General features: G+C 57.0%; 18 protein-coding genes and 1 pseudogene. 13 read left to right on the top strand and 6 right to left on the bottom strand.

Annotated features, from left to right (window positions below; genetic code table 11):
• Window positions 1-303 precede the first annotated feature (303 nt).
• Window positions 304-1,080: a ferredoxin--NADP reductase gene (locus RHM55_RS11355; RefSeq protein WP_322182069.1), complete on the top strand. Its 777-nt coding sequence runs from the start codon at window positions 304-306 to the stop codon at window positions 1,078-1,080.
• A 36-nt stretch (window positions 1,081-1,116) separates the two neighbouring features.
• On the opposite strand, the gene mscL is transcribed toward RHM55_RS11355, so the two are convergent.
• On the bottom strand, window positions 1,117-1,566 hold the full coding sequence (mscL, locus tag RHM55_RS11350) for a large-conductance mechanosensitive channel protein MscL (RefSeq protein WP_322182067.1): 450 nt from the start codon (window positions 1,564-1,566) through the stop codon (window positions 1,117-1,119).
• A gap of 269 nt (window positions 1,567-1,835) precedes the next feature.
• Between mscL and RHM55_RS11345 the strand changes: the two genes are divergently transcribed.
• From RHM55_RS11345 to RHM55_RS11330, 3 genes are all read left to right on the top strand, one after another.
• Window positions 1,836-3,377: a catalase gene (locus RHM55_RS11345; protein ID WP_322182065.1), complete on the top strand. Its 1,542-nt coding sequence runs from the start codon at window positions 1,836-1,838 to the stop codon at window positions 3,375-3,377.
• Between the two features lie 152 nt (window positions 3,378-3,529).
• Entirely contained in the window at window positions 3,530-4,897 is a 1,368-nt protein-coding gene (gene radA / locus RHM55_RS11340; protein ID WP_322182062.1) for a DNA repair protein RadA, read from the top strand.
• Between the two features lie 528 nt (window positions 4,898-5,425).
• Window positions 5,426-5,623 carry a hypothetical protein gene (locus RHM55_RS11330; protein WP_322183164.1) on the top strand — a complete coding sequence of 66 codons (198 nt, stop codon included), beginning with the start codon at window positions 5,426-5,428 and terminating at the stop codon, window positions 5,621-5,623.
• Between the two features lie 218 nt (window positions 5,624-5,841).
• Here the strand turns inward: RHM55_RS11330 and RHM55_RS11325 are convergent, their stop codons facing one another.
• Window positions 5,842-6,339, bottom strand: a complete 498-nt coding sequence (locus RHM55_RS11325) for a TonB-dependent receptor domain-containing protein (protein WP_322182061.1) — start codon at window positions 6,337-6,339, stop codon at window positions 5,842-5,844.
• Between the two features lie 295 nt (window positions 6,340-6,634).
• Between RHM55_RS11325 and RHM55_RS25915 the strand changes: the two are divergent.
• The 5 genes and pseudogenes from RHM55_RS25915 to RHM55_RS11305 all read left to right on the top strand — a co-directional run.
• Window positions 6,635-7,675 (top strand): annotated as a pseudogene (locus RHM55_RS25915) (methyl-accepting chemotaxis protein); the annotation flags it as partial.
• A 30-nt stretch (window positions 7,676-7,705) separates the two neighbouring features.
• Window positions 7,706-8,578 carry a methyl-accepting chemotaxis protein gene (locus RHM55_RS25910; RefSeq protein WP_416152019.1) on the top strand — a complete coding sequence of 291 codons (873 nt, stop codon included), beginning with the start codon at window positions 7,706-7,708 and terminating at the stop codon, window positions 8,576-8,578.
• Window positions 8,579-9,178: 600 nt separating this feature from the next.
• The gene (locus RHM55_RS11315; protein WP_416152018.1) at window positions 9,179-9,811 is read left to right on the top strand and encodes a CsgG/HfaB family protein; all 633 of its coding nucleotides are present in this window, start codon (window positions 9,179-9,181) and stop codon (window positions 9,809-9,811) included.
• A 32-nt stretch (window positions 9,812-9,843) separates the two neighbouring features.
• Complete coding sequence (locus RHM55_RS11310) at window positions 9,844-10,209, top strand: DUF4810 domain-containing protein (protein WP_322182055.1); 366 nt, start codon at window positions 9,844-9,846, stop codon at window positions 10,207-10,209.
• Window positions 10,210-10,211: 2 nt separating this feature from the next.
• Window positions 10,212-10,871, top strand: a complete 660-nt coding sequence (locus RHM55_RS11305; protein ID WP_322182053.1) for a DUF799 domain-containing protein — start codon at window positions 10,212-10,214, stop codon at window positions 10,869-10,871.
• Window positions 10,872-10,941: 70 nt separating this feature from the next.
• On the opposite strand, the gene RHM55_RS11300 is transcribed toward RHM55_RS11305, so the two are convergent.
• A complete protein-coding gene (locus RHM55_RS11300; protein WP_322182050.1) occupies window positions 10,942-11,310 on the bottom strand; it encodes a PilZ domain-containing protein in 369 nt (122 codons plus the stop codon).
• Between the two features lie 203 nt (window positions 11,311-11,513).
• On the opposite strand from RHM55_RS11300, the gene RHM55_RS11295 reads away from it, so the two are divergent.
• The 3 genes from RHM55_RS11295 (at window position 11,514) to yjiA (ending at window position 14,899) form a co-directional block, all read left to right on the top strand.
• Window positions 11,514-13,583, top strand: a complete 2,070-nt coding sequence (locus RHM55_RS11295; protein WP_322182048.1) for a carbon starvation CstA family protein — start codon at window positions 11,514-11,516, stop codon at window positions 13,581-13,583.
• Window positions 13,584-13,610: 27 nt separating this feature from the next.
• Window positions 13,611-13,808: a YbdD/YjiX family protein gene (locus RHM55_RS11290; protein WP_219062619.1), complete on the top strand. Its 198-nt coding sequence runs from the start codon at window positions 13,611-13,613 to the stop codon at window positions 13,806-13,808.
• A gap of 104 nt (window positions 13,809-13,912) precedes the next feature.
• A complete protein-coding gene (gene yjiA / locus RHM55_RS11285) occupies window positions 13,913-14,899 on the top strand; it encodes a GTPase (protein ID WP_322182046.1) in 987 nt (328 codons plus the stop codon).
• 159 nt (window positions 14,900-15,058) lie between these two features.
• Here yjiA and glyA read toward each other — a convergent pair whose 3' ends face one another.
• Window positions 15,059-16,312, bottom strand: coding sequence for a serine hydroxymethyltransferase (gene glyA / locus RHM55_RS11280; protein ID WP_322182043.1), 1,254 nt, complete (start codon window positions 16,310-16,312; stop codon window positions 15,059-15,061).
• Window positions 16,313-16,433: 121 nt separating this feature from the next.
• A complete protein-coding gene (locus tag RHM55_RS11275) occupies window positions 16,434-20,291 on the bottom strand; it encodes an EAL and GGDEF domain-containing protein (protein ID WP_322182040.1) in 3,858 nt (1,285 codons plus the stop codon).
• Window positions 20,292-20,676: 385 nt separating this feature from the next.
• Here RHM55_RS11275 and ettA point away from each other — a divergent pair, with 385 nt between their 5' ends.
• Window positions 20,677-22,341 (top strand): energy-dependent translational throttle protein EttA, encoded by a 1,665-nt coding sequence (gene ettA / locus RHM55_RS11270; protein WP_322182038.1) that lies wholly within the window; start codon window positions 20,677-20,679, stop codon window positions 22,339-22,341.
• 197 nt (window positions 22,342-22,538) lie between these two features.
• Here the strand turns inward: ettA and RHM55_RS11265 are convergent, their stop codons facing one another.
• Window positions 22,539-23,036 carry a GreA/GreB family elongation factor gene (locus RHM55_RS11265; RefSeq protein ID WP_322182036.1) on the bottom strand — a complete coding sequence of 166 codons (498 nt, stop codon included), beginning with the start codon at window positions 23,034-23,036 and terminating at the stop codon, window positions 22,539-22,541.
• Window positions 23,037-23,116 lie beyond the last annotated feature (80 nt).

Genomic DNA, 23,116 nt, shown 5'->3' with positions numbered 1-23,116 from the left:
AAGTCATCGGGTGAATGGCTTGGCCGTTACACGCTATTCAAATGAACGATATTTTTTGGTTCACTTTGCCATAGACCCCCTGCTTGTGCGGGAGGAGGCCACGACTCTCGAAAAAAACGGGCCCTGTTAAGTCCAGATTGGAATGATTCGGCGTGGTGTTATACGTTTTTGTATTTAGAGCATTTGCTTATGGTCAACACGCTCTTTTCTTCTAAATGCCACTACAAACCGCCGGTGTTTATCGACGTCGCTTTGCGGGACACTGGGCGCTCCTCTTTTTAATTGCAGGAGCCAGGAGCGCCCATGACTGCCAGCGCAGAGAAATACACCCACCAGACGCTGCTCAACGTCACGCCATTGACCTCGAATCTGTTCACCTTGCGTACCACCCGCGATCCCGGTTTTCGCTTTCGGGCCGGTCAGTTTGCACGGCTGGGCGTGACCAAGGCCGATGGCAGCATTGTCTGGCGGGCGTATTCGATGGTGTCGTCGCCCCACGATGAATTTCTCGAGTTCTTTTCCATCGTGGTACCGGACGGCGAATTCACCAGCGAACTGAGCCGCCTGCGTGAAGGCGACACGTTGCTGATCGATCGTCAGGCATTCGGCTTCTTGACCCTGGACCGCTTCGTCGACGGGCGTGACCTGTGGATGTTATCCACGGGCACTGGCATTGCGCCGTTCCTGTCGATCCTGCAGGACTTTGAGGTGTGGGAAAAATTCGAGCGCATCATTCTGGTCTATAGCGTGCGTGAAGCCCGCGAGCTGGCCTATCAGCAACTGATCGCCGGACTCACCGAGCGGGACTATCTGGCCGACTACGCCGGCAAGTTACTGTTTTTGCCGACCGTCACCCGCGAGCATTACCCCGGCGCATTGGGCGGACGCATTACTCAGCTTATTGAAAGCGGCGAGCTGGAGCGGGCGGCGGGGCTGAAAATGACCCCCGAGCACTCGCGAGTCATGCTGTGTGGTAACCCGCAAATGATCGACGACACCCGCCAGATGCTCAAACTGCGCGACATGCAACTCAGTCTGAGCCGCCGCCCGGGGCAGGTGGCGGTGGAAAATTATTGGTAAGTGGCCGCTCCCACGCGGGGAACGATCAGTGGTGCATCAACCCAGCCGGGTTGGATCGGCAATCACACTTTCCAGCGGTCTGCCGTTCTGCACTTTCAACAAGTCACGGATCTCGCTCAATAGCACTTCTTCCGGGCTAGGGGTGGCCGGCAGCGTTGGCGCGACAGCCTCTTCGCGTTTGAGGCGATTGATGGCCTTGACGCCCATGAAGATGGCGAACGCCACGATCACAAAGTCGATAATCGACTGGATAAACTTGCCGTAAGACACGACCACGGCCGGCAGAGTGCCTTCTGCAGGTCGGAGGGTAGCGGTCAGATCGCTGAAATCCACTCCGCCGATCAACAGCCCAATAGGTGGCATGACAACATCGCCGACGAACGACGAAACGATTTTTCCGAAGGCCGCGCCAATGATAATCCCGACCGCCATGTCGACCACGTTGCCTTTGACGGCGAATGCCTTGAACTCGCTTAGTACGCTCATAGGTTGTTCCTTGTTACAGATGAGTGGGTTAACGCAGTGTAATTCAGCTATACGCATCGCGCCCTGCGACTTGGCAATCGACCGAAAATTGCCTGATTAGTTTTACCAGGGTTTTCAGATGGATTCTGTATCAAGCTATCTTTTTGAAAATAAACAAGTTTTCAGATGTGTTTCATAGGGTGAGTTTTGCGAAAAAAAGCGGCGATTGCTTTTAGGATTGAAGGGCGCAGTTGAATGCGCCTAAAAATCTTAATAAAAGGACTTTAAGCATGAACGCCACCCTCGCGCTCGGAATTGTTTCCCGCCGAAGACTTCTGAGCCTTTTGACGGTCAGCCTGCTTTCCGTTTCAGTGCAAGCCGCAAACCTGACCCGCGATAACGGGGCGCTCGTCGGTGACAATCAAAACTCGCAAACCGCGGGCGAGCACGGCCCGGTCTTGCTGCAAGACGTGCAGTTGATCCAGAAGCTTCAGCGGTTCGATCGCGAGCGTATCCCCGAGCGTGTCGTGCATGCTCGCGGCACAGGGGCCCATGGTCAGTTCACGGTAACGGACGACCTGAGCGACTTGAGCAAAGCCCACGTTTTCGCAGCGGGTGAGACGACCCCGGTGTTTGTGCGATTTTCCGCCGTGGTGCATGGCAATCATTCCCCTGAGACCTTGCGCGATCCGCGAGGTTTCGCGACCAAGTTCTATACCCGTGAAGGCAATTGGGATTTGGTAGGCAATAACTTTCCGACTTTCTTTATTCGCGATGCCATCAAGTTCCCGGACATGGTGCATGCGTTCAAGCCGGACCCGAGGACCAACCTTGACGACGACTCTCGTCGGTTTGATTTCTTCTCCCATGTCCCGGAGGCCACCCGCACGTTGACCGAGCTGTACTCCAATAACGGTACGCCAGCCAGCTACCGTGAAATGGACGGTAACGGTGTGCATGCCTACAAACTGGTGAATGCCAGGGGCCAGGTTCACTACGTGAAATTCCAGTGGAAGAGTTTGCAAGGCATAAATAACCTCAACTCGAAGCAGGTGGCTGAAGTGCAAGGCCGTGATTACAGCCACATGACCAACGACTTGGTGACCCATATCAACCAAGGCAACTTTCCGAAATGGGACCTGTATGTGCAGGTGCTTAAGCCTGAAGCGTTGGCGGCGTTCGATTTTGACCCGCTGGATGCCACCAAAATCTGGCCAGACGTTCCTCAGCGCAAGGTCGGGCAGATGGTCTTGAACAAGAACCCGGGCAACGTTTTCCAGGAAACCGAGCAGGTCACCATGGCGCCTTCCAATCTGGTGCCGGGCATTGAGCCGTCCGAAGACCGCCTGCTGCAAGGACGGGTCTTCTCGTATTCCGACACGCAGTTGTACCGCTTGGGTGCAAACGCGCAGCAACTGCCGGTCAATGCGCCAAAAGTGCCGGTTAATAACGGTAATCAGGACGGTGCGATGAACGCTGGTCACAGCACGTCGGGTGTCAACTATCAGCCGAGTCGCCTTAACCCGCGTGAAGAGCAGGCCGATGCCCGTTACAGTCAACTGCCGTTGGCAGGTACAACCCAGCAAGCGAAAATCCAGCGTGAGCAGAACTTCAAGCAAGCGGGAGAGCTGTACCGTTCCTACAGCAAAAAAGAGCGGGCCGATCTGATTGAGAATTTCGGCGGCTCATTATCTTCCTCCGACGATGAAAGCAAGCACATCATCCTTTCGTTCCTTTACAAGGCAGATCCGGAATACGGCACCGGCGTCACCAAGGTTGCGATGGGCGATCTCGTTCGGGTAAGAGCGCTGGCGAAAAAACTGACGGACTGATTCAGGCGGGTCGCGTCGCGTCACTTCTGCTCCGGTGCAGCTTGGGCGGGAGCGATGCGCGCAAAGGAATCCCATGAGCGTACTCATGTTTCGCACCCGCTCAGGCGCGCAAACCTGCGTTATGATTGCCCCCTTTTAAGACTGGGGTGGTTATGGCCAAGGCTAAGCGCATGTTCGGCTGTACCGAGTGCGGTGCGACTTTTCCAAAGTGGGCGGGCCAGTGCGGCGAATGTGGTGCCTGGAACACCCTGGTCGAGACCCTCCTGGGAAGCGGTGCCGCAACCCCTCCGAGCGGTCGCTCTGGCTGGACCGGGCAGCAAGCGCAAATCAGGACCCTGGCTGAAGTCAGCGTCCAGGAAGTCCCCCGGTTCTCCACCAACTCTGCCGAGCTAGATCGTGTGCTGGGCGGTGGCCTGGTCGATGGGTCGGTGGTGCTGATTGGCGGCGACCCTGGCATTGGCAAATCCACCATTCTCCTGCAAACCCTGTGCGCCATCGCCGAGCGGATGCCCGCGCTTTATGTCACCGGCGAAGAGTCGCAGCAACAGGTCGCCATGCGCGCCCGACGCTTGGGTTTGCCCCAGGACAAGCTGCGGGTCATGACCGAAACCTGCATCGAAACCATCATCGCCACGGCCCGCATCGAGCAGCCCAAAGTCATGGTGATCGACTCGATCCAGACCATCTTCACCGAACAACTGCAATCGGCGCCGGGCGGCGTGTCGCAAGTGCGCGAGAGCGCGGCGCTGTTGGTGCGGTACGCGAAACAGAGCGGTACCGCGATTTTCCTGGTTGGGCATGTCACTAAAGAAGGCTCATTGGCCGGTCCTCGCGTGCTTGAACATATGGTCGACACCGTGCTGTATTTCGAAGGCGAATCCGACGGGCGTCTGCGTTTGTTGCGCGCCGTGAAAAACCGTTTCGGCGCGGTCAACGAACTGGGCGTGTTCGGCATGACCGATAAGGGCTTGAAAGAGGTCTCCAATCCTTCAGCGATTTTTCTGACCCGCGCTCAAGAAGAAGTTCCCGGCAGTGTCGTCATGGCGACGTGGGAAGGCACCCGACCAATGCTGGTGGAAGTTCAGGCGCTGGTCGACGACAGTCACTTGGCCAATCCACGCAGGGTCACCCTTGGTCTGGATCAGAACCGTCTGGCCATGCTGCTGGCCGTCCTGCATCGCCACGGCGGGATTCCTACCCATGATCAGGACGTATTCCTCAACGTGGTCGGCGGGGTGAAAGTACTGGAAACCGCCTCCGACCTCGCCTTGATGGCCGCTGTCATGTCCAGCCTGCGCAACCGCCCGCTGCCCCACGACTTGCTGGTGTTCGGTGAAGTTGGCCTCTCCGGCGAAGTCCGCCCGGTGCCCAGCGGTCAGGAACGGTTGAAAGAAGCGGCTAAACACGGCTTCAAACGCGCCATCGTCCCCAAAGGCAACGCCCCCAAGGAAGCGCCTCCGGGGTTGCAGATCATTGCCGTGAGCCGTCTGGAACAGGCGCTGGATGCGCTGTTCGAATAACGTAATCGCCGTTTGAAATCGAAAGCCAGCCCTACGGGTTGGCTTTTTTTTCGGCAGGTTGCTTGAAAGGTAATCGCTTACTGAAATGTGTGAATCGACTCGAAACAACAAATTGACGCCATAAAGCTGGCGAATTACCATTAGTGTCATATTGACATTAAATGCTGTCTCGAGGGAACGAACATGTGGAGACTCACCGTCGGGATGAGGTTGTGGATGGCTGTATTGTTGTTTTTTTTGAGTACGTTGAGCCCTGCATTGGCAGCTCTCGGACCCACACCAGGAGAGCCGGACCTGATTCGTGAGCGTCAGACCGTTTATTGGAAAAACAATGCAGGCGTCTTGAGGGCCTTCGAGAGCTCCCCGGCAAGCCAAGTACTCCCAGCGCGCCGACAGCCCCTGCCGAGACTCGCTGCTTCACCATCAAAGACATCGAAATCAAAGGTGCCGATCAGCTCTCCGAAGCTGATCGCGAACAGCTGACCCGGCCCCGCCTCGGTAATCCAGTGACCGGATTTTTAAAGTGTGGTGCCCACCAGTGTTCCCACACCCCAAGTCGGCGGCACCGGTGTGGTGATCGACCTGCGAGACAATCACTTACTGTGGTACAAGCCGTTCGCCGCCATTCAGCCAGCTCAGGGCGGATGGGATCAAGGCACCATCGTCGATGCCACATTGGTATCGACCCCCCGCCCTCGGTCAAGAACCGAGACACCGGTGGGTTGAAAAAAACCGGATTGAAAATGGGGCGCGGTGTGAGGGGGGGAATTGCTCTGCGTCTCTTTAGCTGCCCCTATGACCCGCGTCTAACTTACTTTGCAGACCTTACCTTACCTTACCTTCGACATATTGCTCGACGCTCTGTGCTGTGTTCGACCTCACCCACAGAACGGGCGATTTTCGTTAGCTGCCCGCTCTAAACACTGCTCCCCGTTTTGAAGGCCTCAGAACTTGATGTTGAAGCCTGCAAACATCGAGCGAGGCGCCGCTGGGGTGGTTGATTGGGGGTTTGATAGCCCAAGGGAGGGGATGTCGCCAACGGCGGCGAATCCACCATGGGTGGCATATTGCCGATTAAGCGCGTTATCAAGTTTGGCGAACAGTCTGATGTTGTCGGTAAGCTGGTAGGCGCTGTGGACATTGAAAACCGTATACCCGCCCAACCTGGCATTTTTGTTTGAATCGTCACCCACATAATACTGGCCGCTGTTGGCTATCACGTCTCCACCCAGGGTCCATGCAGACGTCATCTTATAGTCGCCGCCCAACTTGAACTGTAGGGGCGAAATGCCAGGGATCTTGTTGCCTGGGGTGACAAGAATATTACCGTTTGCATCGGCATCGGGGTTATTGGCCAACGTCAGGGTTAACTTGGATTGATAAGTGGCATCGACATAGGCCAGGCAAGTTGATGTCCTGCGAAAACGGGTTGCCCTGTACATCGGAGATCACCATGCCAGGCGTCTGCTGAGACAGCGTATCCAGCACTGAAGCTGATTTATTGCGATCGAAATCATCAGAAATCAGCGATCGAGTGTCTGTCGACACTTTGTCGCAATCGCTTGCTCGGCACAGGCTATGCCGCACTCATTCTGTTGCCCCATAGTGTCTTATGGCACACGTGCACAAGCAGACTAAAGTCTCGCCCTCATACCCTACAGTTCCACTTGGACATTGCCGATAGTGGTCATATCAGCAGCCTATGGCCGTCAGTTCGCAGCACTTTGAGGAAATGCAATGTTCAAACGTTTTAGTCAGGCCTTGGGTCATGTCGGTGTAAAGGCCAAGCTTGCCTTGGGCTTCGGCCTCTTGGTGTTACTGACCTTATTGATCGCGCTGACCGGCTGGCACAGCGCCAATAACATGGTCGACCGCGGTAACAAGATCAGCGCCATTGCGAACCTAAGCGCCCTGACTAAAGATTTACGCGTTAACCGCCTGCGCTATCTGGCTGAGCGCAACGAACAAAACAGCGCCGCAGTGTCAGGCGTGCTGGAACGTATCCAGGACAATCAACGGTCTCTGAGCGGCGTGGTGAGTAATCCTGTGGACCTGCAACTTATCGAGGAGCAAGGCCGCATCGTTGAGGACTACCGGACCCGCTTCAGCACGCTTGAGCGAACCTTTAAAGACCGTGAATCAGCGCTCGCGAAGTTGGTGCAGAGCGCTGCAGAAATTACCGAGGCGCTAAATGAAGCCACCCAGGACCTTGTCAGCGCCCCTGCGGTTGAAGATCAAAATGACACTCTGCGCTTGAGCCAGTTTCAGGCCATCGGCCAACTCGCCGTGCATATCCAGCAGGCCCGCATAGTGGTGTACAGCTTCATCTACACCAATGATCCGAGCAAAGAGCAAGGAACTCTGGCGACTATTGATCAGGTCACAGCCGAACTGATCAAGGTCCGCGACGCGACTGCACCTCGCGAACAAACCCGCCTGATGCAAGCGGAACTCGTGCTGCAACAGTACCGCAAGGATGTGCAGAACTATGCTGCACAGGTACACACCAGCCTGGAAACGCTTGATCAGATGGCTGTTTCTGGCGTCAGTCTCGAGGCGCTTAGCCAGAAACTCATCGACAGCCAGAGTCAGGCGCGCGACAGCGAGGCGCAAAGTGCTCGCCAATTGCTGGTGATCAGCACGCTGCTGGCGTTGGCCCTGGGCATTCTCGCGGCATGGGTCATCACGGCACAGATAGTCCATCCGCTGCTGGAAACCCTGAAAGCCGCAGAACGCATCGCTGCGGGTGATCTTAGTCACGACATCAAGACCGAGCGGCGTGACGAACTTGGCCAGTTACAGCGCAGCATGCAGGGTATGACGGTGAGTTTGCGCGAGCTGATCGGTGGCATCAGCAAGGGTGTCACCCAGATTGCCAGTGCGGCGGAAGAGTTGTCCGCCGTTACCGAGCAGACCAGTGCGGGTGTGAACAGCCAGCGAGTCGAAACCGATCAAGTCGCGACCGCCATGAACGAAATGACCGCCACCGTACAAGAAGTGTCACGTAACGCCGAAGAAGCCTCAAATGCCGCCGCCGCCGCTGATAAAGAGGCGCGAGCAGGTGAAAAAGTTATTGGTGAGGCTATAGATCAAATCGAACTGTTGGCCGTCGAGGTCGATAACTCTAACAAAGCGATGAATCATCTGAAGGAGGAAAGCGAAAAAATCGGCGGCGTACTCGATGTGATCAAGGCCGTGGCTCAACAAACCAATCTGTTGGCGCTCAACGCCGCCATTGAAGCCGCGCGAGCGGGAGAGGCTGGACGGGGTTTCGCTGTCGTTGCAGACGAAGTCCGAAGCCTGGCTCAGCGCACTCAGAAATCCACCGAAGAAATCGAAGGGCTAATCACTAGCCTGCAAAGCGGTACACAGGAAGTGTCGACCGTAATGGAAAGCAGCCGTGTCCTCACGGACAGCAGCGTCGAATTGCCCCGTCGCGCCGTCACATCTCTGGAAAGTATCACGCGCACGGTGTCGACGATCCAGTCGATGAACCAGCAAATTGCCGCCGCCGCCGAGCAGCAGAGCGCCGTGGCCGAGGAGATCAATCGCAGCGTACTCAACGTGCGCGACATCTCCGAGCAAACTGCTGGCGCCAGCGAGGAAACGGCGGCCTCAAGCGTCGAACTGGCGCGCTTGGGCAACGAGCTGCAGGTCATGGTCAGCCATTTTCGCACCTGAGACCAGGCCGTTACGCGGATTCAAGGCCTGCCAGGTGCAGGCTGTCACCCTTCTTAGCCAAGGTGTGCAGGCAATCAAGTTTGTCCAGTGACTGATAAATTGACGTCACAAATCCGTCGAGCTACCATGTGTGGCACTTTGATATCTATGGTGGCTAGACGGATTGTGGCTCTTTCCATGGGGCGGAAGAGGATATCGGTTATATAGATTACCTCCCAAGGCATTTGAATAAGTCAGGTCTCTGTATTACGTGATTGTGTGCGTGCAGGGGAGATTGTCTACGTTGTGATGGCAAGGAACAGCCTGAGCCTGTTAGGCGATACGGAAGTTTGTTACTTCGTCAAAGAGGCCTCCCTCGGCACGCTTACCAAACAAACTAAATGACGTTGTAATCGTCAATAAGATTAAAAGGCTCTCGTTTGTTTTTTGGCCTGTTTGTCCAGAAAGTAAACCTGTCCCTGTTGGGCGATAAAACCATCGGCGTCCGGTTCGCCCGCCTTGGCTGGCTGAGCAGCGCTCAGCGTGGGCCTTTTCAAGGAGATTTAAGTGAGCAAAACAACACGGCTGTTGTTGCTGGGAGCACTCCCTGTAGCGCTCGGTATGTTGGCGGGTTGTTCCGTCACGGAAAGCGCTAGGGCTTTGCCGGTTCTGAAGGTTGAAAGCGCCAGCCGCGCCTACAGCGGTATGCGCACGCCGATTGCGGTCGGTAAGTTCGATAACCGTTCGAGCTATATGCGCGGGATTTTTTCCGACGGTGTTGATCGCCTCGGAGGGCAGGCCAAGACCATCCTGATTACTCATATGCAGCAGACCAATCACTTCAATGTGCTTGATCGCGACAACATGGGCGAAATCCAGCAAGAAGCCCTGATCAAGGGCCAAGCGCAGCGGCTCAAGGGCGCTGATTATGTCGTGACCGGGGATGTCACTGAGTTTGGCCGTAAGGAAACGGGCGACCGCCAACTCTTCGGTCTCCTCGGGCGTGGCAAGTCGCAGGTGGCTTACGCCAAGGTCGCGCTGAATATCGTCAATATTTCTACGTCTGAGGTGGTGTTCTCCAGCCAGGGCGCGGGTGAGTATGAGCTGTCGAACCGCGAGATTATTGGCTTCGGCAGCACCGCCAGCTATGACTCGACTCTCAACGGAAAGGTTCTCGATCTTGCTATGCGTGAGGCAGTGAACAACCTGGTCAATGCACTCGACAATGGCGCCTGGAAACCAGGAAACCAGTAAACCAGTAACGGGCAACAACAAGGATGAAAGTTATGGGCAAGGTGTTTGTGTCGTGGGGCGTGATGGTTGCCGGGGTAATGGGCAGTGGTTTGTTGGCGGGATGCGTGCCGGCACCGAAAACGTTATACCAGTGGGAAAGCTACCAGCCGCAGGTGTATCAATACTTTGAAGGGGACCCTAAAGAAGCCCAGATTGAAGCATTGGAACGGGACATACAAAAGATCCGTTCGACCAACAGTTTGGCGCCGCCTGGTTATCACGCGCAGTTGGGGCTGCTGTACCTGAGCGTCGGTAAAGATGATCAGATGGTGCAAGAGTTTCGGACCGAGAAAGTACTGTTCCCGGAATCGGCAACGTACATGGATTTTTTGCTGAAGAATGCTAAGAAAGGAAGCTAGACGTGATGTCGCGATTTCTCAAGTTGTGTATCGGTTTATGGGTCGTGGCCGTGGTCGCTGGCTGTGCGCCCCAGAAAACAATTGATTACTCGGCATTCAAGCAGAGCCGGCCGAGTAGCATTGTGGTATTGCCACCGCTGAATGAGTCGCCGGATGTAAAGGCCACCTACAGCATGCTGTCGCAGATCACGTATCCGTTGGCCGAGGCTGGGTATTATGTGATGCCGGTGGCGCTGGTGGATGAAACGTTCCGGCATAATGGCCTGACCACACCAAATGATATTCATCAAGTGGCGCCTGCCAAGCTGAGGGAGATTTTTGGTGCTGACGCAGCCCTGTATATCTCCGTCATCAAGTATGGCACTAGCTATATAGTGATCAGCAGTCAGACGGTCGTAACGGCGACCGCGAAGCTTGTGGACCTAAAAACCGGAACGACGCTTTGGACCGGGACTGCAACTGCGTCGAGCGATGAAGGCAATAATAATAGCGGCGGCGGACTAGTCGGTATGTTGATCACGGCTGCGGTGAAACAGATTATCAACAGCTCGACGGACGCCAGCCATCCCATTGCTGGCATTACAAGCCAGCGCCTATTGTCCGCTGGGCACAACGCAGGTCTCCTATACGGGCCGCGTTCGCCGAAGTTTGGCACCGACTGAAAAAGGGATGGGGCCCGCCTCGGTGGGTGCTAATCATCAGCGAGGAGTTGAGGTGCTTTGAAGTGGTACCTCAACCCTCAACCAACGCCTTTATCTCTCTCTCCAGCTCCTGCATATCCCCCAGGTTCAGTTCGATCAAACGGCGCAGGTGGCTGATCGACTCCAGCCCGATATGCAAACAAACAAACCCCAGTTGTTGATTGTCTTCGTGGGTCAGTTGGACGTCCATGCGCACATCGACGTCTTCGCTCAGGTGGATGTCGACGGCGAAGGGTTGATCCGGGTTGCCGAGCCATGGGGTTGGGCGTTGGATGAGCAGGCCTTTGAGGGACAGGTCAAGCAGCCGAACCGGCCAGCGGTTCGGGCCTTGGCTGAGTTCGGTTTTGGCGTCGAAGGCGATGCGTTTGAAGCGTCGACGCTCTGCGTTGGATTCGGTCATGGTTTCACCCTCTGAAGCGCTGACTATAGCTTCATAAACCGACCTGTACCTGCCGACATTTTCCCCGCAGGTTGATTGCGACCCGTTCTTGGTCTTTCGTCGCCGAAAACCCGCGCAGGACCCTGTTCGGGGGGTGGCCTTTCGCGCTGTTGAGTCTAAACTCGGAGGTCTGTTCCTAGATCACTCGCTGGAAAATAAAAAAAATGAAAACCAATACTAGCCTGCTGCGTCATGTGCCCTGGCTGATCCTTGCAGTTGTTGGGGCGTTTGCCTTGGGGGTCGTGGCTTTACGTCGCGGTGAAGCCATCAATGCACTCTGGATCGTGGTCGCGTCTATCGCGATTTATCTGGTTGCTTACCGTTATTACAGCCTGTTCATCGCCACCAAAGTGATGCAGCTGGACCCTAATCGCGCCACCCCTGCGGTCCTCAATAACGATGGTCTGGACTATGTGCCGACCAACAAACATATTCTTTTTGGTCACCACTTTGCCGCCATCGCTGGCGCCGGTCCTCTGGTCGGCCCGGTGCTTGCGGCGCAGATGGGGTATCTGCCCGGTACGCTCTGGCTGATTGCCGGTGTGGTGTTCGCCGGTGCGGTGCAGGATTTCATGATTCTGTTCCTGTCCACCCGGCGCAACGGTCGCTCCCTGGGCGAGATGGTGCGTGAAGAAATGGGCCGTGTGCCCGGCACTATCGCCTTGTTCGGTTGCTTCCTGATCATGATCATCATCCTCGCGGTGTTGGCACTGATCGTGGTTAAAGCGCTGGCGGGTAGCCCGTGGGGTATGTTCACGGTGCTGGCGACGATCCCGATTGCGATGTTCATGGGTGTCTACATGCGCTACATCCGTCCGGGTCGCATTGGCGAGATCTCATTGGTGGGTGTGATTCTGCTGCTGGCGTCGATCTGGACCGGCGGGCAGATTGCTGCGGACCCGGTCTGGGCCAAGGCCTTCACCTTCACCGGCATACAAATCACCTGGATGCTGGTCGGTTATGGCTTCGTCGCGGCGGTACTGCCGGTCTGGCTGTTGCTGGCACCCCGGGATTACCTGTCGACGTTCCTGAAAATCGGCACCATCCTCGCCTTGGCGATTGGCATCCTGATCATTGCGCCTGAGTTGAAAATGCCTGCGCTGACTCAGTTTACCGACGGCACCGGTCCGGTCTGGAAAGGCGCGCTGTTTCCCTTCCTGTTCATTACCATTGCCTGCGGTGCGGTGTCCGGGTTCCACGCGTTGATTGCGTCGGGTACCACGCCGAAGCTGCTAGAGAGCGAAGCCCACTCCCGTTACATCGGCTACGGCGCGATGCTCATGGAGTCCTTCGTGGCGATCATGGCCATGGTGGCGGCTTCGGTGATTGATCCGGGCGTGTATTTCGCGATGAACAGCCCTGCAGCGATTGTCGGCAGCGACGCGGTCACGGTTGCGCAAACCGTCAGCAGTTGGGGCTTTGCCATTACCCCGGACGCGCTGATTGCGGTGGCTAAAGACATCGGTGAAACCACTGTGCTGGCCCGTGCTGGCGGTGCGCCGACCCTGGCGGTCGGTATCGCGCAGATCCTGCACCAGGTACTGCCGGGCAAAGACACCATGGCGTTCTGGTACCACTTCGCGATTTTGTTCGAGGCGCTGTTCATTCTCACCGCCGTGGATGCGGGGACCCGAGCCGGTCGTTTCATGCTCCAGGATTTGCTGGGTACTTTTGTGCCGTCGCTCAAGCGCACGGATTCATGGCCTGCCAACCTGATCGCCACCGCAGGCTGCGTCGCGATGTGGGGCTACTTGCTCTATCAAGGCGTGATCGACCCATTGGGCGGGATCAACACCTTGTGGCCATTGTTCGGTATCTCCAACCAGATGCTGGCCGGTATCGCGCTGATGCTCGCTACTGTTGTGCTGATCAAAATGAAGCGCCAACGCTACATTTGGGTCACCATGCTGCCAGCGGTGTGGCTGCTGATCTGCACCACCACCGCCGGCTACATCAAGCTGTTCGACCCGAGCCCTGCGGTTGGTTTTCTGGCACTGGCGACCAAGTACCGTACAGCCCTGGACGCGGGTCAGGTGTTGGCTCCGGCTAACAGCATTGATCAGATGCAGCACGTGATTTTCAACGCCTACACCAACGCTACCCTGACCGCGCTGTTCATGGTGGTGGTGTTCGCGATCCTGTTCTATGCGATCAAGGTCGGTGTGGCAGCATGGGGCACCAAAGGGCGTACGGACAAAGAGGCGCCTTTCCAGGCGCTGCCGAACGCACGATGAACCCGGGCTTCAACGGAGGAATTGCACATGTTCAATGACCTGAGTCGCCTCGGGAAATACCTCGGCCAGGCCGCGCGCCTGATGGTGGGGATGCCTGACTACGATAATTACGTCGAGCATATGCAGATCAGGCACCCGGACAAGCCGGTGATGACCTACGAAGCGTTCTTTCGTGAACGCCAGGAGGCTCGTTACGGCGGCAAAGGTGGCCCGAAATGCTGCTGAGCCTCTGATGGATAGTCATCTCTGATCCCGCGCGCCACGCCAGTCGTGGCGCGTTTTCGTTTATGGGGTCTGGTTATGAAGCGCATTTAAACGCAGGAGTACGCATGACTGTTTCGCAACCCATTCCGGTCACTGTACTCAGTGGCTTTCTCGGCGCCGGCAAAACCACCTTGCTGCGTCATTTGCTCAAGGCTGAACACGGCCTGAAAATCGCCGTCATCGAGAACGAATTCAGCGATGCCGGGATCGACACCCAATTGCTTGGCACCGAGCCCGTACAGGTCATGACCCTGTCCAATGGCTGCGTGTGCTGCACCATTCACACCGATTTGACCAAGGCTTTGTACTTGCTGCTTGAGCGGCTCGACAGCGGTGAGATTGCCTTTGACCGTCTGGTGATTGAATGCACCGGGCTGGCTGATCCGGCACCGGTGGCGCAAACCTTCTTCATTGACGAGGAGTTGCGCGAGCGCTACCTCCTCGACGGCATCATCACCTTGGTCGACGCGGCCCATGCCGAGCAGCACCTGACCCAAACCATCGCCCAGGCGCAAATCGGTTTCGCTGATCGCCTGTTGGTGAGCAAGCGCGATTTGGTGGATGACGCCGCTTTTAATGCCCTGAGCGAACGGCTGACCCGGATCAACCGTCGCGCTCCGATTCGAGTGGTTGAACACGGCAATATTGATCTGGCTGAATTGCTGGACGTGCGCGGTTTCAACCTCAACGCTGACGTTGGCGGCGGCATGATGCTGCGTCCGCTGAAACCAGTGAGCAGCGCAGGCAACATTGACCGCATCACCAGCCTCGTTCTGCGCACCGACAAACCGCTGGATATCGACAAGCTCAGCGAGTTCATGAATGAACTGCTGGAAGACCACGGCAAACAACTGCTGCGCTACAAAGGCGTCCTCAACATCGCCAACGAACCCCGACGCATGGTGTTTCAAGGCGTGCTGAAGTTGTATGGCTTTGACTGGGACACGGAGTGGGCTGAAGACGAAAAGCGCGAAAGCGTGATTGTGTTCATTGCCGATGACTTGCCGGAAGAGAAAATCCGTACGGGGTTTGCGCGAGTTGAGATGGCTTAACGGTTGCGGAGTGTCAGCTATTTCCGGTTAAGTCGTCACGAGGTCGGGATGGATCGCAGAATTTGTGGGCGCGAATGCGACAGGCCAAACACTGGGGATTCTGCAAAAAAAACCGGCTCTAAGAGCCGGTTTTTTTATGTCGCCAGTAATACGGGGCGATTAAGCGCCGTATACCGGCAATTTAGCGCAGATGGTTTTGACTTTTTCACGTACGGCGTCGATCACGGCCTCATTGTTCAGGTCAGCCAGGATGTCGCAGATCCAGCCAGCGAGTTCCTTGCATTCTGCTTCTTTGAAGCCGCGAGTGGTCACGGCTGGGGTGCCGAAGCGCAGGCCGGAGGTCACGAACGGGGAGCGTGGGTCATTCGGCACCGAGTTCTTGTTCACGGTGATGAACGCGCGACCCAAGGCAGCGTCAGCGTCTTTGCCGGAGATGTCCTGTTTGATCAGCGACAGCAGGAACAGGTGGTTTTCGGTACCGCCAGACACTACGTCGAAGCCGCGCTCGATGAACACGCTGGCCATGGTCTTGGCGTTCTTGACCACTTGTTGCTGGTAAGTCTTGAACTCAGGCTGCAAGGCTTCTTTGAAGCAGACGGCCTTGGCTGCGATTACGTGTTCCAGCGGACCGCCCTGGGAGCCTGGGAAGACGGCCGAGTTCAGCTTCTTCTCGATGTCGGCGTTGGCTTTGGCCAGAATCAGACCGCCACGTGGACCGCGCAGGGTTTTGTGAGTCGTGGTGGTGACCACGTCAGCGAATGGAACCGGGTTCGGGTACACGCCTGCAGCAACCAGACCGGCCACGTGCGCCATGTCGACGAACAGGTAAGCGCCGACTTTGTCAGCGATTGCGCGGAAGCGCGGGAAGTCCAGGATTTGCGAGTACGCGGAGAAACCCGCCACGATCATTTTTGGCTTGTGTTCAACCGCCAGACGCTCGACTTCGTCGTAGTCGATCAGGCCGTTGCCGTCGATGCCGTACTGTACGGCGTTGTACAGCTTGCCGGACGAGCTGACGCTGGCGCCGTGAGTCAGGTGACCACCGTGGGCCAGGCTCATGCCCAGAATGGTGTCGCCCGCTTGCAGCAACGCCAGGTAGACCGCGCTGTTGGCTTGGGAGCCCGCGTGTGGTTGAACGTTCGCGTAATCGGCACCGAACAGCTGTTTAGCGCGATCAATAGCCAGTTGCTCAACCACGTCGACGTATTCGCAGCCGCCGTAGTAACGCTTGCCTGGGTAGCCTTCAGCGTACTTGTTGGTCAGGACCGAGCCTTGAGCTTCCATCACGGCAGGGCTGGTGTAGTTTTCCGAAGCGATCAGCTCGATGTGCTCTTCTTGGCGCTGAGCTTCTTGCTCCATGGCGGCAAAGAGATCGGAGTCGTACTTGGCGAGAGTCAAATCACGGCTGAACATGGCGGTCCTCAAGGATCGGGGCAGTAGAAAAGGAGGGCATTCTAACCCATCGGCTTTTATCTGGCATATGAAAGGCAGTCATGTCGGAGACAAGCGGTTTTCACGTGGGTCACCACCACCATCAATCAAACATGAACAACGCGTCATTGCTGAATTGCGCTTCGAAGCGATTAGGTGGCATCGGGCGGCCAAACAGGTAGCCCTGAACTTCGTCGCAACCGTGTTCGCGCAGGAACTCCAGCTGTTCATGGGTCTCCACGCCCTCGGCGATGACCGACAGGTTGAGGCTGTGGGCCATGGCGATGATGGCGCGAGCGATCTGCGCGTCCTGCTCACCCGAGGGCAGGCCGTCGACGAACGTCCGGTCGATTTTCAGCACATCAATCGGGAATTGCTTGAGGTAGTTCAGCGACGAGTAGCCGGTGCCGAAGTCGTCCACCGCGATGCTCAGGCCCAGACGTTTTAAACCGTCTAGGATCAGCATGGCCACGTTGACTTCACGCATCAGGATGCTTTCGGTCAGCTCCAGCTCGAGACAGGCCGGCGGCAGGCCGGTGTCTTTGAGAATGTCGGCAATGCGCGTGCCCAACTGACCGTCGGAGAACTGCCGTGCGGAAATGTTGACTGATACTTTGGGCACGCGGACCTTGGCCTGGTGCCAGCTCTTGAGCTGACGGCACGCCTGGGTCAGTACCCAATCTCCGACTTCCACGACCAGTCCGAGTTCTTCAAGCACCGGAATGAAGTCGCCCGGCGGTACCAGACCGCGTCGGGGGTGGTTCCAGCGCAGCAGGGCTTCGGCACCTGTCAGGCGCTTACCGTCACCACTGAACTGCGGTTGGTAATACAGCGTGAACTCTTTTTGCTCGAGGGCGTGACGCAAATCGCTTTCGAGCTCCAGTCGCTCAAGGGCCGTGGCGTTCATGTCGGCTTGATAAAACTGGAAGTTGTTTTTGCCGCGTTCTTTTGCGTGGTACATGGCCGTGTCGGCGTTTTTCATCAGCTGGCTCAGCTCGTTGCCATCTTGCGGGCTGAGCGCGATGCCGATACTGGCGGTCACAAAAAACTCACGACCTTCGAGGACGAACGGTTTCACCAGGCTGCCGAGGATCTGTTCAGCAACATTGATCGCACGGTTCAGGGCGATCTGCCGGGTGGCCCGCGGTTGCAGCAGCAGGGTGAACTCGTCCCCCCCCATGCGCGCCACGGTGTCGTCGTCGTCAACACAACCCAGCAGTCGCGATGCCATTTCCTGGAGCATACGATCGCCAGCGGCGTGGCCGAGGGAGTCGTTGATAGGCTTGAAACGGTCCAGGTCGAGGAACATCAGCACCACCCACGCCTGCTGGCGCTCGGCTTGCTGAAGTGCAGTGTGCAGACGGTCCTGGAACAGGGTGCGGTTGGGCAGGTGCGTCAGGGCGTCGTAATAGGCCAACCGATGGATGCGTTGTTCACTGGCCTTGCGCTCGCTGATGTCGTTGAAGAAGCACACATAGCTGGCAAGATCGCCCTCATCGTCAAGCACCGCAGTGATGCCGACCCACGCCGGGTAATGCTCGCCACTGCGACGCTTGAGCCAGACTTCGCCTTCCCAACTGCTGCGTTGGTGCAGTTGCTTGATGATGTAACGCAAGTGCGCTTCCTGCTGATCATCGACGGTCAGCAGGGTGGGCAGTTGATCGAGTACTTGTGACGCGTCATAACCGCTGACGCGACTGAACGCTTCGTTGGCCTGCACGATGTAGCCAGCCGGGTCGGTGATCAGGATCGCCGACGTGGAATGTTCGAATACCGTGGCGGCCATACGCAGGTCTTTCTCGGCACGACGTTGCTGGCTGATGTCGCGCCCGACACCCAGGATGCCTTCGAAGGCTCCGTGCTCATCCCACACCAGAATCAGGCGCAGCTCGATCGGGATCTTGCGTCCATCGGCTCGCAGGCAGTCGAAGAGGAACAGCTGGGTCGGCAGGCCCGCGCGCAGTTTCGCCAACTCGTCGGGTTTGCCCAGGGCCTTGGCGACGTGCTCAAGCAGCGCATTCATCTTGGTCAATTGCTGCGGGTTGGCGATGGTCGGTTGCCACCCGTTCTCAAGAATCCATTCAGCGCTGTAGCCCAGGACTGTCTGCGCCGACGGGCTGACGTAATTGGGTTTCAGCGCACTGTCGGTGGAAAAAATTACATCGCTGATGCTTTCCGCGAGCATCCGGTAGCGCTGTTCGCTGTCACGCAGGGACTCGCTGGCTTCGAGCTGTTCGGTAATGTCCTTTGCAACGCCGATGATGCGCGTCACAACCCCGTTCTTGTCGCGCACCAATGCTTGCTCGCGTATATCGAAGCGACACCAGTGGTTATTGTGATCACGAAACCGTAGCTGGCATTGCAGCAGCTCGGCATGCCCGGTTTGCCGCTGCAGTTGGCGCATGGACTGATAGTGTTCGGCGTCGTCCGGGTGTAGCAGGATCTCCCAGAAGTACTCGCCCATCTTCTGTAGCTCGGCCTTGTCGTAGCCCAGCGTTTCACCAAGATGGTGGTTGCTGTAAATCATTCGCTGGCTGATGACGTCCTGCACGTACAGATGATCCGGTACGGTACGCACCACATTGGACCAGAAACCTTCGCGCTCGACCAACGACAGTTCGACGCGCTTGCGGCTGCTGATGTCGCTGATGCTGAGGATCACCGCCTTATAGTCGGCCGGTTCAGGCAATCGCATCACCAGCCACAGGTACTGATCGTCGCCTTGTGGGCTGACCAGGCGGATTTCCAGTTCGAGTTGACTCTGCTGGGTGAGCACCGCGTGAATCAGCTGCAGGCCAATCCCTTGTTGGGTGCTCGGGCACCCCTCTATCAGGTGCTGCCACGCCTCGGCGCCAGATTCGATTTTCAGCAGATCGAGTGCGACCTGATTGACCTCGGTAATGTGCAGTTGCTGTAGCAGTTCCGGGCACAGCTGCGGTTGTGTCTTTAGCACACGGTCCAGATCATCGCTGCTGTGTACTTGCAGCTTACTCAAATAGCCATGAAGCCCTGACAGGTCGAGCACGCAGAGCGCGACGCCGGTGCCGTCGAAAATGTCCTGATAACGACGTTTGCTCTCAAGCATTTGCCGTTGACGACGGCGCAGACCGGCAAGGGCCAGCAGCGGCAACAGGGAACACAACAGCCCGATCAGGCATTTGCCGATCAGCGCTGGCAGCAATTCTTGACGTGCCTTGCTGGCATCGAACAAGCCACGTAATTGCCAGTCGCTATGGGTCAACGGTGACAGCAACACATTCTGGATACCATCACGGCTGGCGTCTTCCGGGCTGTCCATGCCAGCGGCATCACGATGGATCACTGTTTGGGTGATGCTGTTTTCCAGCAGCCACATGGGCTGGAAATCCTGAGTTGTCTGGTGAGTAAGTTTCGTCAGCACGTTGGGCGCGAGGCGCAGTACCCAATAGCCTTTTGTCGTTTCGCCAGGCTGGCGCACCAACAAATAGACGCGTGAGCCATCCGGCGCGTTGCCGAAATAATAAGGATACGCCTGACCGCGCTGCATCAATTGCGCGAGGATGGGTGCGTCGCTGGATGAGCCTGCATCGCTGCGGGCGCTGTCTTTAAGCACTTCGCCTTCGGCATTCAACCAGACAGCGCTGTGCAATGACGGCAGGGTCTGGCGCAGGGTGTCCAGCATCAGCGCTTGTTGTGCGGCGGTTTGGGTTTGCGCTTTCGTATTATCCAGGACGTTGAGTGCGCTTTGTGCACTGAGCGCCATGTTCAGGCCCAAACGATCGGCCAGTTGTGCGCTGTAGTCGAGGCTACGCTGACGCTGGCGGTCCTGGGTCTGCTGGAACTGATCCATCAGTTGCCAGAACAGCAGCACAACCATCAGCAACACCAAGGCTGCGAGCGCAGCTTTTAATGAGCCGCGAAAATGCGCGGTGGGTGCGCCTCTAGAGGTGCGCAGGGGAACAGGGGGGAGTGATGTGGACAAACTCTAATCCTGACGACGGGACTGAAGCGGCGAATGCGAGATGCACTATAAGCCGGGCGCCCAAAGGGCGGCTAGCATGCCTTGATGCGTGGCTAAGTGCCAGTCCCATTAGGCCGGATGGTTTGCCCTGACGGATGCATTCGGGTAGCTTTGCTTGATGTGCGGTTTAGGCCGTTTCTAACGATAGTGATTTCACTGCCTGCAAGCATTGATCCATATCCAGATAACGTGATGTCGGCAATCGATGTCCGGTCGGCGCATTTTCAATCAAAGGGTCAATCTCTCTGGCGGCAAGCGCCGGAGATAAATAAAATTGCACCGCTATTTTCGAGGCGCGCTCTAAGCCCGCGCTTTATCACAGTTACAGATACCGGGTTTTCTTTCCATGGCTCAATACGTCTTCACCATGCATCGGCTGAGCAAAGTTGTGCCGCCGAAGCGGGAAATTTTGAAAAATATCTCCCTGTCGTTTTTCCCTGGCGCCAAGATCGGTGTGCTGGGCTTGAACGGTTCGGGTAAATCCACACTGTTGAAAATCATGGCCGGTGTCGACTCTGAGTTCGACGGTGAAGCTCGGCCAATGCCTGAGCTCAACATTGGCTATCTGCCGCAAGAACCACAGCTGGACCCGACCAAGACCGTGCGTGAAGTGGTCGAAGAAGCGGTCAGCGTGATCAAAAATGCACAGGCGCGCCTTGATCAGGTGTATGCCGAATACGCCGAGCCGGATGCCGACTTCGACAAGCTGGCTGCTGAACAGGCCAAGCTTGAGTCCATCCTGCAAGCCAGCGACGGTCATAACCTGGACCGTCAATTGGAAGTCGCCGCCGATGCGCTGCGTCTGCCGGCCTGGGACGCGAAGATCGAATTCTTGTCCGGTGGTGAAAAGCGTCGTGTGGCCCTTTGCCGTCTGCTGCTGTCCGCGCCGGATATGCTGTTGCTCGACGAACCGACCAACCACCTGGACGCCGATTCCGTCGCCTGGCTGGAGCATTTCCTCCACGACTTCCCGGGCACAGTGGTTGCGATCACGCACGACCGGTACTTCCTGGATAACGTCGCTGGCTGGATTCTTGAGCTCGACCGCGGTGCCGGTATTCCTTACGAGGGCAACTATTCGGGTTGGCTTGAAGCCAAGTCCGATCGTCTGGCCCAGGAATCCAAGCAGCAGTCGGCTCATGAAAAGGCCATGAAAGACGAGTTGGAGTGGGTTCGCAAAGGTGCCAAGGCGCGCCAATCGAAATCCAAGGCCCGTCTGCAACGCTTCGAAGAAATGCAATCGCAGGAATTCCAGAAGCGCAGCGAAACCAACGAGATCTACATCCCCGCCGGTCCACGTCTGGGCGACAAGGTCATCGAGTTCAAGAACGTTTCCAAAGGCTATGGCGATCGCGTGCTGATCGACAACATGTCGTTCTCCATGCCTAAAGGCGCTATCGTCGGGGTTATTGGTGGTAACGGTGCAGGTAAGTCGACCTTGTTCCGCATGCTGATGGGCAAGGAACAACCGGACTCCGGCACGATTGAAGTCGGTGAAACCGTGCAGCTGGCGTGCGTGGATCAGAGCCGCGACGATCTGGACGGCAGCAAATCGGTGTTCCAGGCGGTTTCCGATGGTTCCGATGTGATCCGCATCGGCAACTATGAAATCCCGTCGCGCACCTACGTTGGCCGCTTCAACTTCAAAGGTGGCGATCAGCAGAAGTTCGTCAAGGACCTCTCTGGCGGTGAGCGCGGTCGCTTGCACCTGGCATTGACACTCAAAGAGGGCGGCAACGTGCTGCTGCTCGACGAACCGTCAAACGACCTCGACGTGGAAACCCTGCGTTCGCTGGAAGAAGCGTTGCTCGACTTCCCGGGCGCGGCCATTGTGATCTCTCACGATCGGTGGTTCCTGGACCGGGTAGCGACGCACATCCTCGCGTACGAAGATGACTCGCAAGCCGTGTTCTTCGAAGGTAACTACACCGAGTACGAGGCTGATCGTAAAAAACGCCTCGGCGAAGCCGCGGCCCAGCCGCACCGGGTACGTCACAAGAAACTGGCGTGATTTGATCTGCCATGAAAACGGAGCCTTCGGGCTCCGTTTTCATGTGGGGTTTAGTTCAGGCATATCGCTTGTGTCTGAGATGCCGTCTTCGCAGACAAGTCAGTTCCTAAAAGCATTGCCCACACGGCCTCCGCGTCTGACCGCTAGGCCGTGGGAGCTGACTTGTCTGCGAACGATCACGAAGTGATCGCAATAAATCAAGCCTCCGCCTCTATCCTGATCACCTCAATCAACTGATCCCCCGCAGGGCGCTTCCATAGCACCTCATCGCCCGGTTGCGCGCCCAGCAACGCTCGGCCCAGCGGTGAGCCCCAGTTGATCAAGGCGCTGGCCGCATCGGCCTGGTCCTCACCCACCAACTGCACCCGTTGCTCTGCGCCGCTCTCATCGGCGAACGTCACCCAGCTACCTATGTGTACCTTGTCAGTCGAGAGGGCCGGTACGACCACTTGGGCGCTTTGCAGGCGTTGGTTGAAGTAGCGCAGATCGCGCTCGATGTCGGCCTGACGTTGTTTGTCAGCTTGATCTCCCTGGGCCGATTGTTCGCTGTACTGCGCTTGCAACTCGGCCACATGCGTCTGTAACTGCACGAGGCCGCGGGCGGTCACGTAGTTGGGCTGCTCGCTGACTCGTCGTTCCACCGGTTGGTCGGCTTGCTCGGCGGCTTGATCTTCATTGACGAAGGCGCGACTCATGGCTTTTCTCCCTTTAGTGGGTTTTAGAACGGTGATGGTCGCGTCGCATTACCCGCGAATTTATCCGCGAAAGCGTTCGT

Origin of the sequence: Pseudomonas sp. MH9.2, from assembly GCF_034353875.1 — a bacterium.
In the GTDB taxonomy this organism is placed as follows: Bacteria; Pseudomonadota; Gammaproteobacteria; order Pseudomonadales; family Pseudomonadaceae; genus Aquipseudomonas.
This window is presented reverse-complemented; position numbering and strand designations above follow the sequence as displayed.

What these genes read in the sequence shown, in the direction of transcription:
- RHM55_RS11355 (WP_322182069.1), top strand. Translation starts at nt 304, where the DNA reads ATGACTGCCAGCGCAGAGAAATACACCCACCAGACGCTGCTCAACGTC.
- mscL (WP_322182067.1), bottom strand. Translation starts at nt 1,566, where the DNA reads ATGAGCGTACTAAGCGAGTTCAAGGCATTCGCCGTCAAAGGCAACGTG.
- RHM55_RS11345 (WP_322182065.1), top strand. Translation starts at nt 1,836, where the DNA reads ATGAACGCCACCCTCGCGCTCGGAATTGTTTCCCGCCGAAGACTTCTG.
- radA (WP_322182062.1), top strand. Translation starts at nt 3,530, where the DNA reads ATGGCCAAGGCTAAGCGCATGTTCGGCTGTACCGAGTGCGGTGCGACT.
- RHM55_RS11325 (WP_322182061.1), bottom strand. Translation starts at nt 6,339, where the DNA reads ATGTACAGGGCAACCCGTTTTCGCAGGACATCAACTTGCCTGGCCTAT.
- RHM55_RS25910 (WP_416152019.1), top strand. Translation starts at nt 7,706, where the DNA reads ATGCAGGGTATGACGGTGAGTTTGCGCGAGCTGATCGGTGGCATCAGC.
- RHM55_RS11315 (WP_416152018.1), top strand. Translation starts at nt 9,179, where the DNA reads ATGTTGGCGGGTTGTTCCGTCACGGAAAGCGCTAGGGCTTTGCCGGTT.
- RHM55_RS11310 (WP_322182055.1), top strand. Translation starts at nt 9,844, where the DNA reads ATGGGCAAGGTGTTTGTGTCGTGGGGCGTGATGGTTGCCGGGGTAATG.
- RHM55_RS11300 (WP_322182050.1), bottom strand. Translation starts at nt 11,310, where the DNA reads ATGACCGAATCCAACGCAGAGCGTCGACGCTTCAAACGCATCGCCTTC.
- RHM55_RS11295 (WP_322182048.1), top strand. Translation starts at nt 11,514, where the DNA reads ATGAAAACCAATACTAGCCTGCTGCGTCATGTGCCCTGGCTGATCCTT.
- RHM55_RS11290 (WP_219062619.1), top strand. Translation starts at nt 13,611, where the DNA reads ATGTTCAATGACCTGAGTCGCCTCGGGAAATACCTCGGCCAGGCCGCG.
- yjiA (WP_322182046.1), top strand. Translation starts at nt 13,913, where the DNA reads ATGACTGTTTCGCAACCCATTCCGGTCACTGTACTCAGTGGCTTTCTC.
- glyA (WP_322182043.1), bottom strand. Translation starts at nt 16,312, where the DNA reads ATGTTCAGCCGTGATTTGACTCTCGCCAAGTACGACTCCGATCTCTTT.
- ettA (WP_322182038.1), top strand. Translation starts at nt 20,677, where the DNA reads ATGGCTCAATACGTCTTCACCATGCATCGGCTGAGCAAAGTTGTGCCG.
- RHM55_RS11265 (WP_322182036.1), bottom strand. Translation starts at nt 23,036, where the DNA reads ATGAGTCGCGCCTTCGTCAATGAAGATCAAGCCGCCGAGCAAGCCGAC.